This is a genomic window from Bradyrhizobium sp. STM 3843, from assembly GCF_000239815.1.
Taxonomy (GTDB): Bacteria; Pseudomonadota; Alphaproteobacteria; order Rhizobiales; family Xanthobacteraceae; genus Bradyrhizobium.
This window is the reverse complement of sequence record NZ_CAFK01000213.1, coordinates 32,750-45,078: the sequence shown is the minus strand read 5'-3', so window position 1 is coordinate 45,078 and position 12,329 is coordinate 32,750. Positions and strand designations below refer to the sequence as shown.

The 12,329-nt window shown below is 61.6% G+C and carries 7 protein-coding genes; 6 read left to right on the top strand and 1 reads right to left on the bottom strand.

All coding sequences use genetic code 11. The features are described from left to right. Positions 1-438 precede the first annotated feature (438 nt). The 3 genes from BRAS3843_RS22675 to BRAS3843_RS22665 all read left to right on the top strand — a co-directional run bounded on the left by BRAS3843_RS22675 (position 439) and on the right by BRAS3843_RS22665 (position 4,855). Entirely contained in the window at positions 439-1,980 is a 1,542-nt protein-coding gene (locus BRAS3843_RS22675; protein ID WP_008971396.1) for a porin, read from the top strand. Between the two features lie 530 nt (positions 1,981-2,510). Beyond that, on the top strand, positions 2,511-3,074 hold the full coding sequence (locus BRAS3843_RS41645) for a Crp/Fnr family transcriptional regulator (RefSeq protein ID WP_175361149.1): 564 nt from the start codon (positions 2,511-2,513) through the stop codon (positions 3,072-3,074). A 677-nt stretch (positions 3,075-3,751) separates the two neighbouring features. Continuing rightward, the gene (locus BRAS3843_RS22665) at positions 3,752-4,855 is read left to right on the top strand and encodes a hypothetical protein (protein WP_008971394.1); all 1,104 of its coding nucleotides are present in this window, start codon (positions 3,752-3,754) and stop codon (positions 4,853-4,855) included. A gap of 86 nt (positions 4,856-4,941) precedes the next feature. Here the strand turns inward: BRAS3843_RS22665 and BRAS3843_RS22660 are convergent, their stop codons facing one another. Then, entirely contained in the window at positions 4,942-5,481 is a 540-nt protein-coding gene (locus BRAS3843_RS22660; RefSeq protein ID WP_008971393.1) for a MarR family transcriptional regulator, read from the bottom strand. A 390-nt stretch (positions 5,482-5,871) separates the two neighbouring features. Here BRAS3843_RS22660 and BRAS3843_RS22655 point away from each other — a divergent pair, with 390 nt between their 5' ends. The 3 genes from BRAS3843_RS22655 (at position 5,872) to BRAS3843_RS22640 (ending at position 12,217) form a co-directional block, all read left to right on the top strand. After that, complete coding sequence (locus BRAS3843_RS22655) at positions 5,872-7,440, top strand: porin (protein WP_008971392.1); 1,569 nt, start codon at positions 5,872-5,874, stop codon at positions 7,438-7,440. A gap of 1,049 nt (positions 7,441-8,489) precedes the next feature. Beyond that, positions 8,490-10,058, top strand: a complete 1,569-nt coding sequence (locus tag BRAS3843_RS22645; RefSeq protein ID WP_008971389.1) for a porin — start codon at positions 8,490-8,492, stop codon at positions 10,056-10,058. Between the two features lie 614 nt (positions 10,059-10,672). Beyond that, on the top strand, positions 10,673-12,217 hold the full coding sequence (locus BRAS3843_RS22640; protein ID WP_035982488.1) for a porin: 1,545 nt from the start codon (positions 10,673-10,675) through the stop codon (positions 12,215-12,217). Positions 12,218-12,329 lie beyond the last annotated feature (112 nt).

Sequence of the window (12,329 nt, the reverse complement as noted above, 5' to 3'; positions counted from 1 at the left end):
GGGAGCGGCCGGAATAATCTCGATTGAGGGCTGAGGCGAACGGTGCCTTTGGTGCGTTCGGCGCGAGCGCGTTCCGGATGGATCGGCGCTGCAGGGTAAAATCAAGCGAAAACAATAGCTTGTGAAACGTTCCGACTGTGATGGGCGAGTGCTATTTATGCAACACCCCTCCAGAAACCGGCCGCTTTGCCTTCACTGTGGCGGTTCCTTTGTTGCGTGTGCAATGTGCTTCGGTAATTCTGACCTTGCGACGGAGGGGGGCATCCCTGCGTCGTCCCGTTTTAGTCGTTCGCTCAAGTGCTCGCGGTCACGCGGGTTTCCGAGTGCGCGATGCGGCTGAGCGACGGGTCGAAGGGGACCAGGGTACGAGATTCCAAGGGTGTTCACACCCAGCGGAGGCGGAACCTTCCCTGACTGAGCAACTTGGAGGTTTAACATATGAACGTGATGAAGAGCCTTGTCCTGGGCTCGGCAGCTGCTTTGCTTGCCGCAGCCACCGGGGCGCAGGCGGCCGACCTTCCGATCAAGGCCAAGGCGGTCGAGTATGTGAAGGTCTGCTCGCTCTACGGCGCTGGTTTCTACTACATTCCCGGCACCGACACCTGCATCAAGCTGGGCGGCTATCTGCGTGTGGACGCTCTCGCCCACACCAACGGCGACTACAACGCTGCCTATGCCGGTTCGCCCGGCGCCAACAACCGCCTGACCAACTACTATCAGGCCCGTTCGCGTGAAGACTTCAACGTCGACACGCGCACCGCGACCGAATACGGCGTGGTCCGTACCTACGCCGACGTGGTCTTCACCTGGACCTCGGGCACCTATGGTGGCTCGGGCAACGGTTCGACCTTCTACTCGACCGGTGCGGCCAACACGGCCAACCTGACCTCGGTCAACGGTCTGAGCAATGACGGCATCGCCGGCGGCTCGCTCGGTGTCTACTACGCCTTCATCCAGTTCGCCGGCTTCACGATGGGTAAGGCCGTGTCGCAGTTCGACGCGCCCTGGACCAACTATCCCGGCAACAACTTCGACCAGCTGGTCGGCGGCGGCGGCACTGTCACCGGCGTGAACCAGTTCACCTACACCGCTGATTTCGGCCAGGGCATCACGGCGGCGATCTCGGTGCAGGACCAGGCGCTGTACCAGACCACCAACCTCTGGAACACCTCGCTCTCGACGGCCGGCGGCGTGCTGACCGGCTCCTACGGCGGCAACGCCTTCGGTGGCACGGTGGCCCCGGACATCATCGGCATGGTCCGCGTCGACCAGGCCTGGGGTCTGTTCCAGGCGTCGTTCGCGGCGCATGACAACCACACCGCCTACTACGGTGTGAGCGAGACCTCCGGTCATCCGGGCGACAAGTGGGGTTGGGCTGGTCAGCTGGCTCTGTCGATCAAGAACATCCCGACCGGACCTGGCGACACCATTAACGTCCAGGGCGTCTACACCAACGGTGCTAGCCGCTACAACTTCCAGAGCTTGGCTCAGACCTCGTACGCGATGTACGGCAGCAGCGGCAATGCCTATCAGAGCCTCGGCATTGCGGGCGTGTCGGACGGCGTGTTCGGTGTCGGCACGGGCGTGGAGCTGACCACCACCTACGGTTTCCGCGGTGCGTTCACGCACAACTGGGATCCGTACTGGAACACGGCGCTGTACGGTGCCTGGGCGGCTGTTCGTTATGACAATACTGCCAAGGGTCTGATCTGCACGAGCCCGGGCTTTGTTGCTCTCGGCATCACCGGTGCGGGCTGCAACCCCGACTTCAACATCGGGCAGGTCGGTTTGATCACGCGCTGGACCCCGGTCAAGAACCTGACCTTCTCGGCGGACGTGACCTACAGCCATCTCGATCAGAAGTACTCGGGCGTGATCGCAGCTCCGGCGGTCAATGCGGTTGCCAAGCCGGCCGCTGCCTACGAGCTGAAGGACCAGGACACGGTGAGCTTGCTGCTGCGCGCTCAGCGTAACTTCTGATCCCGACCTTTCGATCCTCGCAATTCGGGAGCCCCCGGCAGGTGACTGCCGGGGGCTTTTTTGGTGCGGAATCGGGCGGGTTGGTGCGGAATCGGGCGGGACCGGGTCGGCATAAGGGCGTGCCAAGGGCATCAATGGCCCATTCGGTGCCGCAAGCTTGAGCATCGTCGCAGCCGACGCAAACGAGCGCCAAAGATCTTGAGCTGCGCCGAGCAATGTGTTGGCATGAAACGAGTTTTGGTCTTTATTTCATCCGCAATGCGCTGCAGGATGGAGAGCACGACAAAGCGTTGATGGGGGCGCTTGCAAGCAACGGATGTGGGAGGACGATGTTCGAGTTAGTTCCGGCGACGCCATCCCTTTCGGGATCGCAATCAGCGTACATCGTTCGGAATTTGATTCTCGCCACGCTTCCAGAGGCAGATTTCGCGCTGCTCCGTCCTCATCTGCGCCGCGTCTCCTTGCGGCGAAACGACATTCTGCATGATGCATTTCGCTGCCCGGACGCGGTTTATTTTGTCGAGAGTGGCTTGATCTCGCGCGTCGTCCGCAGCCCGAAGGACGGCGCGGTCGAAGTCGCGAATGTCGGCCGTTGCGGGTTCATCGGGGTCTCGGTCGTGCTCGGCACGATGATCGCAATTCAGCGCACGGTGGTGCTCGTTCCCGGGCAGGCGCTCGGGATCGAGGCGGAGACGCTGCGCGGGCTGATGGTGGAGCGTCCCTCCATCAAGGAGCATCTGCTCAAATACGTCCAGGTGCTGATGGCCCTCAAGGCGCAGATTGCGATGTGCAACGCCAAGCACGAGCTGTCGGAGCGGCTCGCGCGTTGGCTTCTGCTCGCCCATGACATGATTGAGAGCGATGTGCTGCCGGTCACGCATGGTCTGCTCGCCGACGCTTTGGGCGTCCGCCGGCCCGGTGTGTCCGTGGCGTTGGCTCAGCTCGAAGCGCAGGGCATTGTGGCGCGGACGCGCGGCGCGCTTCGCATCCTGGATCTGGATGGATTACGGCGCTCCGGCTGCGAGTGTCATCAGGTGGTCAGGGACCGTTTCCGGCCATTCAGCGGCATGCCGGATCACCAGCACTCTCTCTGACGGCGATCGCGATCGCGCAAAGCCTGATCGAAGAGCCCGGGCCGCGTCAATTGCCGGCCAGTGGGGCGGATCCACTTCATCATCCTGCCTGCCGGAATTGCGGAATCCGAACGGGAATCCGCAGCTTTGCGCGATGTGGTGTGGCCAAATTGTCTCAAAGAGCTTTCGGCTGTCGACAGGCCGCTCATTTCTCAAAATAGATATTGAAAATAGATGAGCTACTAAGCTAATTAATAAGCGTGTCGCCGCTCATCGAAGAGTGGCCTGCAAAGGAGACACACCCTTTTTAGTGTTAAACCTCCGAAACCTCCAGCGATGCCCCGCTGGAGGTTTCTCGGCTTTTGGAGCCGGAACACTTGTCGAGGGAAGCAGAGAGTCTTCCGAATCGGCCCGTTGGGCGAATCCCTGGAGATTGGGGACAGAAAAAGCGTGACGTCGCCGCGCGCTTGGTTGGATCGGCGACCCGTATCTTATGTTGTGTATCGTGTATTGCGGTCTCGCGCGCAGATTGTGTGAGGTATTCTGTTACGCGTGTAGGGCAGTCGGTCTGATAGCGTACCAAAAAAGCCCGGCCGGTCGTATCCGGTTCTCTTGACGACGATTTACCCGCTCAGCCACTCTATGGACAAATATAAGTTCATTGTGGGGAACCGCCTAACGTGAAAGTGATCTTGCCAATGCGGTCGGAAAACTTTCTGAACCAGACGTCAAGCCCTTGGCCGGGAAGGGAAGATCTTTCCGACGAGCTCAATCGGCTGTTGGGCAGCTTGCCGGACGGGGGTTCGGATATCGCCGAATGTCTGGCGACGGCGCGCCGGATCGACGTCGACGACGAGGATTCCTGGTGTCGGGAATGGACCAGGCTCGGCGATCATGCCCGCTTCGTGGCGGAAACATCGGCCAGCTGCGGCTTGGACTCCGCCCAGAATTACTGGCTGCGTGCGATCAATTACTATGAGGCCGCGCTCTTTCCGTTCACGAGCTCGGACAGCCGGCAACAGACGGTGCTCGCGCGCATGCGCGCCTGCAGCAGTGCCTTTCTGCGCTGCGCCGATCCGAAGGGCGCCGTGGTGACCATCCCCTGGCGCGCCGACTATCCGCTGCAGGGCTATTTCCTGCCGGCGCGCGGTGAGGCCGGCAAAGCAGCGACGGTGATCTGTTTTGTCGAACCGGGGCGGCGCAAGGAAGCCGCCTTGTTGAAGCTCGCCGGACACGCCATCGCGCGCGGTCTGTCGCTGCTGGTGGTCGATCTGCTCGGGGTTGAAACGGCAAGTCGGTTCGACGACATCGTCGGCAGCCGCGATCTCGAATCGGCGGTCGCGAGCGTGATGGACTACGTCTCTGAGCGCGAGGACGTCGACGAGACCCGAATCGCTATTCTCGCCGAGGACTGGGGATCCTCATTCGTGGCCCGCGGCATCGCCTTGGATCAGCGCTATGCGGCGGCGGTCTGCGATGCAGGCCTGTGGGATGTGCATGAGCGCGCCTTCCTGGCCCGCCGATCGGCGTCTGGTCATGGCGGCCTGGTGTCGACCATTGGGACGAGCAGGGTGGCCCGCCACATCATGTGCCCGGTCCTGATCGCGATGCACGAGCAAGGCTGGCTGTGTCCAAAGCAAGCCACCAAGCTGGTAGCGCAGATGAAGCGCGAGCACCCGGACATCACGTTGAAGATCTTGTCCGGTGAGCAAAGCTCGGCCGACGCGTCCGCGGCTGCCAACGAGTTCATCTTCGACTGGATCGCGATGCGCCTCGGCAGCAGCACCGGGCTGCGCAGCTGATCACCCGTCTGGCAACGCCGAGACACCGCAGAGGCCAACCTTGCGATGCAAGTGTTGGCTTCTGCCACTAGATCGGCCTCTGACCGCTAGATGCCGAGCGCGACCTTCATGCAGGCTTTCTCGATTCGGCCCTTCAGGGCCGCGAGCTTGTCGGTGAAGGCGACGAGCTCCTGCTCCTCGAATTCCTCGAAGATGAAGTCGTGGATGTCGTCCTGCTGCGCGGCAAGGGTGGCGAGCTGCTTGTAGGTCTTGTCGGTGAGCGACATCCGCACCACGCGCGCATCTTCCGGCGCCGGCTTGCGGCGCATGAAGCCCTTCTTCTCGAGAAGCTTCGATTGCGTCGTGACGAAAGAGGAGTCGACGTGCAGCATCTTGGCGACCGCATTGACGGGAATACCGTCGCCCTTGTCCAGGTCGGAGATCGCCATCAGGATCATCCATTGCGGTCCGCTGATACCGAGGGCCTTGGCCCAGAAGTACCTTAGCTCTTCCAGATGGACGCTGATGGATGCGATTTCCCAGGTGAGTCTGCGAACCGCATCCTGATTCTTGCGGGAAAATACCGGCCGTTGGGACGGCTCAGCCTGTTCTGACGGGTCGTCTTTGGATTTGCTGATGAGCGCCATAGCTCGCGATGTTCCGATTTCACCCGCTAGCCTAATTAAAAAAAATCCATAACGAAATCACTTATCTAGGAGCACGCCGTTGGTCAGCCATGCACCGCAGCATCGCACCGCCAATGTGGCTGTCGAGACACACTGTCGCCTCATTCAATTATCTGACCTAGTAAATGATTTTAATTCTGCGTCTGCGAAGGCATAGTCGTGGCGACGGTGGGGAGACTACTCGATCATCCCGTGACGGAGGCTTCGCTGAAGCCTCGTCGTGTGGCTGCGGCGGGTAGGGCGAAATGGCGCCAGCGGCTGAGCGCCGGGTTGATGGGGGATCAGGGTACGATTCCGAGGGACTCAACTCTCTGCGGAATCCCTGGCCGAAAATTGGTTGGAGATTGGACTATGGACGTGATGAAGAGCCTCGTGATGGGCTCGGCAGCCGCTTTGCTTGCCGCGACCGCCGGGGCGCAGGCCGCTGACCTTCCGATCAAGGCCAAGGCGGTCGAATATGTGAAAGTGTGCTCGCTCTACGGCGCCGGTTTCTACTACATCCCCGGCACCGATACCTGCATCAAGCTCGGCGGCTATCTGCGCGTTGAGACCTCGTTCAACAGCGGTGGCGAGTACAACAGCGCCGTGACCAGCGTCTCCGCCGCCAAGAATCGCCTCAGCAACTACTACTTCACCCGTTCCCGCGAAAAATTGAACGTCGATACGCGGACGGCGACCGAGTACGGCGTGGTCCGCACCTATTTCGAGGGGGTCTTCACCTGGACCACCGATAACTACACGGGCAATGCGAACGGCAACGGCTCGACGGTCTATTCCCAAATCGGTGGCGGCACCGGTGTGGCCGGCGCTTCCGCGCCGAACAATGCCAATGCGGGCGCAATCGCAGGCGGTACGCTCGGCGTGTACTATGCCTTCATCCAGTTCGCTGGCTTCACCATGGGCAAGGCCACCTCGCAGTTCGACGCGCCTTGGAGCAACTATCCGGGCAACAACTTCGATGGCCTGTGGGGCGGCAGCGGTTCGGACACCGGTGTGAACCAGTTCAGCTATACCGCCGATTTCGGCCAGGGCATCACGGCGTCATTCTCGGCGCAGGATCCGACCGCTTATTTCCAGACCAATATCTGGAACACGGCTTTGTCGTCCACCAGCGGTGTGCTCGGCGGCGCCTACGGCGGCGGTGCTTTCGGCGGCACCCGCTCGCCCGATCTCGTCGCAATGGTCCGTGTCGATCAGGCCTGGGGCCTGTTCCAGGCGTCGTTCGCGGCGCATGACAACCACGCTGCCTATTACGGTGCGAACGAGACCACCGGTCATCCCGGCGACAAATGGGGCTGGGCTGGTCAACTGGCTCTGTCGATCAAGAACATCCCGACCGGAGCTGGCGACACCATCAACGTTCAGGGCGTCTACACCAACGGTGCGACGCGCTACAACGATCAGAGCCTGGCTCCGACCTCGATGTTCCTCTACGGCGGCACCAGCAATCCGCTGGCCTATCAGAGCATCGCGTTCGCTGGTCCGTCTGATGCGGTCTACAGCAGTGCAGGGGGTGGCACCGGCCTTGAGCTGACCACCAGCTATGGCATGCGTGGCGCCTACACCCACAACTGGAATCCGTATTGGAACACGGCGATCTACGGTTCGTGGGCGGCGGTCCGCTACAGCAACACGGCCAAGGGCCTGATCTGCGCCAGCCCCGGCGTCACCGGGCTTGGCATTGCACTGGCCAACTGCAATCCGGACTTCAACATCTCGAGCTTGGGCCTGATCACGCGTTGGACCCCGGTCAAGAACCTGACCTTCTCGGGTGAAGTGACCTGGACCAATATCGACCAGAAGTTCTCTGGTCTGGCTGCGGCGCCAGCCATAGCGTCGACCCTCAAGCCGGCTGCCTTCTACGAGCTCAAGGACCAGAACACGGTCTCTCTGCTGCTGCGCGCTCAGCGCAACTTCTGATCCTGATTCTTGGATCCGATCCACCAACCCCCGGCAGGCGACTGCCGGGGGTTTTTTGATGCGCTTGCACTTGTGCCGAGGCGCTACCGCCCCGTGCAAAGAGCACCTGCAAATCCGGATTCTGGCGCGGCTTCGAATTTTCGACGTTGCGCTGAGGCGTGCACGGGCAGACGGCTCTCAACTTCAAGTTCGAGCCCGCACTCGGCTTGCCTTGGGGGCTGGGACCGCCAGGAGCGAAGCGATTCGGGGGACGCATCTTCTCGCGCCTTTTTGGCGGGCTGCCTCGCGCCGACATCCTACGCGAATGCAAATCAGGCATCGGCCGTCCGTGCGCGGCGAAAGAGCTGTCTCGGAGGATAATGTTACGTCGGATTCGGTCGGGGAGGGCCGCCGTCCCCTGGTCGAGGGCGGCGATCGCCATCAGAATCATCCATTTCGGTCCCATCCGCGGATATCGAAAGCCCGACGCCGAGAGCCTGATACCGGCAGCCTTGGCCCAGACCTTGGCCCAGACGCAGCGTAGCTCTGCCGGGTGCACGCTCATCGGCGCGATCTCCTACGTGAGTCTGCGAACTGCGCCCTGATTCTTCCGGGAAGATACTGGCCGGGAGGGCGGCTGAGACCGCTCGGACGGTGCGCCTCCGGACGTTGATGCGTGTGCGCTGGCGCGCGAGGTGTCGATTTCACGCGCTGACGTGGTCCGAGAAAAATCCCTCGCGAAATCAGCTATCTAGCGGAGCGTCATTGATCGGTCATGCGCCGCAGCATCACCCATTTCGGTGTTGCTGGCAGGACACATCGTTCGTTCATTCAATTGCCTGACCCAATAAACTATTTTGATTACCGAATGAGCGAAGGCATAGTTCCCCGTGACGGTGGGGGGTTACTCGATCGTCCCGTGACAGAGGTTTCGCTGAAGTCCCTCGCGTTGATGCGGGTGTGTCCGATGGCGCGAAGCGGCTGAAGCGGTTTTTCGGGATGGGAAAGACCGGGTCGTCCTGGGGGATCTTGGTCCAGGTCTTTCTCTAGAGAGCAACTTGGAGGTTAACATGAAGACGGTTAAGAGCCTTATCCTCGGCTCAGCGGCGGCCCTGGTCGCCATGGGTGGGGCTCAGGCAGCCGACCTTCCAATCAAGGCCAAAGCGGTCGAGTATGTGAAGGTTTGCTCCCTGTATGGTGCGGGCTTCTACTACATCCCCGGCACCGACACCTGCATCAAGCTCGGCGGCTATCTGCGCGTTGAAACGTCGCTGAACGCCACCGGTCTGTACAACAGCAACTTCGCCGGCACTCAGGGCGCGAACAACCGCCTGAGCAACTACTACTACACCCGCTCCCGCGAAGACCTCAACATCGACACGCGCACCGCGACCGAATACGGCGTGGTCCGCACGTTCTTCGATGCGACCTTCAGCTGGACCACCGACACCTACTCGGGCAACGCGAACGGCAACGGTTCGACGGTCTACTCGCAGATCGGCGGCGGCACGGGTGTTGGCGGTGCGTCTGCGCCGAACAACGCCAACGCGGGCGCGATCGCCGGCGGTACGCTCGGCGTGTACTACGCCTTCATCCAGTTCGCCGGCTTCACGATGGGTAAGGCCGTGTCGCAGTTCGACACGCCCTGGCAGAACTATCCGGGCAACAACTACGACGGTCTCGTCGGCGGCGGCGGCACGGTCACTGGTGTGAACCAGTTCACCTACACCGCTGACTTCGGCCAGGGCATCTCGGCCTCGATCTCGGCTGTTGACCCGACCGCTTACTACCAGAGCAACCTGTATAACGTGAGCGGCATTTCGGCCGCTGGCCTCGAAGGCGCTGGCTACGGCCTCAACTCCTTCGGCGGCACGCGCTCGCCGGACATCCAGGCGATGGTTCGTGTTGACCAGGCTTGGGGTCTGTTCCAGGCGTCGTTCGCGGCGCATGACAACCATGCCGCGTACTACACGGTGCCCGCGCCGAACGAGACGGCTGGCCATCCGGCTGACAAGTGGGGCTGGGCTGCTCAGTTGGCCTTGTCGATCAAGAACATCCCGACTGGCCCCGGCGACACCATCAACATCCAGGGTGTCTACACCGACGGTGCAACCCGGTATAACTTCCAGAGCCTGGCGGTGCAGAACTACGCCATGTTCGGCGGTACCGGTCTGCCCGGCGCTTACCAGAGCCTCGGCATCGGCGTTGCTTCCGACGGCGTGTTCGCCAACGGAACCAACATCTCCACGGTTCAGACCTGGGGCTTCCGCGGCGCCTACACCCACAACTGGGATGCCTACTGGAACACCGCGATTTACGGTGCTTACGGTCAGGTCAAGTACGGCAATGGCGGTGCGACTCTGGTCTGCGGCGCGATCGCTGCCCTGGGTGCGGCGACTGCCGGCATCACCAACTGCAACCCGGACTTCAACCTCGCCCAGGTTGGCATCATCACCCGCTGGACTCCGGTCAAGAACCTGACGTTCTCGGCGGATCTCACCTACGCCAACCTCGACCAGAAGTACTCGGGCACGGTGACGCTGCCTGCGTCCGCGACCCTGCTGAAGCCGGGCACGGTTTACGAGCTGAAGGACCAGAACACGGTCAGCTTGCTCCTCCGCGCTCAGCGCAACTTCTGATCCCGATCATCTGATCACGGATCGACAGACCCCCGGCGGGAAACCGCCGGGGGTTTTTGTTGCGCCGCACTCGCCTGAGTTTTTCCAGCCACACCGCAAGACAAAGCCGCGATCTCAACGCGCTTTCGCCACGTCGGTTTTTGCCGAACTTGGGGCGAGAAAAAGTCGCCCAGTCTGAAGGGAACTCCTTATCCGCTCAAAGCTGTTTCGAGGGACACGGTATCGAGCGCGCCGGAGGCGAGCAGCTCGTGTGTCGACAAAACCTGCCTCGCCATCGGGCCGTCGACGATTCGGGAACCTGATAGTCCCGCTCTGTTTTGAGCCCGTGAGACTGCGCGCCTGTGTTGGCCGCGCTTTGGTGCGGCAAGGACACCACGAATGTTCCGGCCATATCGGCGTCCATGCTCGGGCGAGATCTTGACCTTGCACGACACGATCGCTCCCGGCGCCATTTCGCGGTGTCACGATAATGGTCGGAGAAAACACCAAAATGGCCGCGCGATCGTTCCAACTGAAACCATAACTGCCTTCACTGTACGGCTCTGGACGACCGGTCGGGCATGGCCGGGCGGAGATACTCCGCATTCTGACTAAGAGCGACTTGGAGGTTAACAATGAAAAGGGTGAAGGGCCTAATCTTAGGCTCAGGGGCAGCTATGCTCGCAGTTAGCTTGGCTCAGGCAGCCGATCTGCCGATCAAGGCCAAGCCGGTCGAGTATGTGAAAGTCTGCTCGTTGTACGGTGCGGGGTTCTTCTACATTCCGGGAACCGACACTTGCATCAAGCTTGGTGGCTATTTGCGCGTCGAAACCGCATTCGCCACCAATGCGATGTTTCAGAACGCGACCAACGGCGTTGCCGGCGCGAATAATCGTCTCAGCAACTACTACACGAGCCGCGCCCGCACGGACCTGAATATCGACACCCGTACCGCGACCGAATATGGCGTGGTCCGTACCTACTTCGAAGGTGTCTTTCAATGGACCACCGGCACCTATGCCGGGGCGGGCAACGGCTCGACGTTCTACAACACCGGTGCGGCCAACACTGCCGGCCTGACCACAGTGAACGGTCTTTCCACCGACGGCATCGCCGGCGGCACGCTCGGCGTCTTCTACGCCTTCATCCAGTTCGCCGGCTTCACGATGGGTAAGGCCGTGTCGCAGTTCGACGCGCCCTGGACCAACTATCCCGGCAACAACTTCGACGGTCTGACCGGCGGCGGTGGCACGGTCACCGGTGTCAATCAGCTGACCTATACTGCGGACTTCGGCCAGGGCATCACGGCTTCGATCTCGGCGCAGGATCCGTCGCTCTACACTCAGTCGAACCTCTGGAACACGTCGCTGCAGACGCCCGCCGGCGTGATCACCGGCGCCTATGGCGGCAACGCCTTCGGCGGCACCACCGCTCCCGACATCGTCGGCATGGTTCGTTTGGACCAGGCCTGGGGCTTGGTGCAGGCCTCCGTGGCCGCGCATGACAACCACGCCGCCTATTACGGTGTGAACCAGACCACGGGCCATCCCGGCGACAAATGGGGCTTCGCCGGGCAACTCGCGCTGTCGATCAAGAACATTCCGACCGGCCCCGGCGATACCCTGAACGTCCAGGGCGTCTATACCAACGGTGCCAGCCGCTACAACTTCCAGAGCCTCGCGCCGATCAACTACGCGATGTACGGCAACAGCAATGTGGCTGGCACTTTCCAGAGCCTCGGCTTTGCCGGCGTGTCTGACGCCGTGTTCGCCAACGGAACCCAGCAGCAGCTGACGACGACCTACGGCTTCCGGGGCGCCTTCACCCACAATTGGGATCCGTTCTGGAACACCGCGGTCTACGGCTCCTGGAGTGCCGTGAGATACAACGCCACGGCCAAGGGGTTGATCTGCGCCGGTGCCGGGTTCGTCGAGCTTGGCATCACCCCGGCGAACTGCAATCCGGACTTCAACATCTCGACCCTTGGTTTGATCACGCGCTGGACGCCGGTCAAGAACCTGACCTTCTCGGCCGACGTGGCCTGGACCCGCTTGGATCAGAAATTCACGGGGAACGCGACCGCTCCGGCCGCTGCCGCCATCGCCAAGCCGGCGACGGTCTACCAGCTCAAGGACCAGGACTCGGTCTCGCTTCTGGTCCGGGCCCAGCGCAACTTCTAGCAGGCGATTAAGAGTAGCGAATAGCGAGCAGCGAGTGGCGAATAGGTTGACAGAAGACCGAGATCTTCTGTCTTCCTGTTCGCTGTTCGCTGTTCGCTGTTCGCTGTTCGCT

What these genes read in the sequence shown, in the direction of transcription:
- BRAS3843_RS22675 (WP_008971396.1), top strand. Translation starts at nt 439, where the DNA reads ATGAACGTGATGAAGAGCCTTGTCCTGGGCTCGGCAGCTGCTTTGCTT.
- BRAS3843_RS22665 (WP_008971394.1), top strand. Translation starts at nt 3,752, where the DNA reads ATGCGGTCGGAAAACTTTCTGAACCAGACGTCAAGCCCTTGGCCGGGA.
- BRAS3843_RS22660 (WP_008971393.1), bottom strand. Translation starts at nt 5,481, where the DNA reads ATGGCGCTCATCAGCAAATCCAAAGACGACCCGTCAGAACAGGCTGAG.
- BRAS3843_RS22655 (WP_008971392.1), top strand. Translation starts at nt 5,872, where the DNA reads ATGGACGTGATGAAGAGCCTCGTGATGGGCTCGGCAGCCGCTTTGCTT.
- BRAS3843_RS22645 (WP_008971389.1), top strand. Translation starts at nt 8,490, where the DNA reads ATGAAGACGGTTAAGAGCCTTATCCTCGGCTCAGCGGCGGCCCTGGTC.
- BRAS3843_RS22640 (WP_035982488.1), top strand. Translation starts at nt 10,673, where the DNA reads ATGAAAAGGGTGAAGGGCCTAATCTTAGGCTCAGGGGCAGCTATGCTC.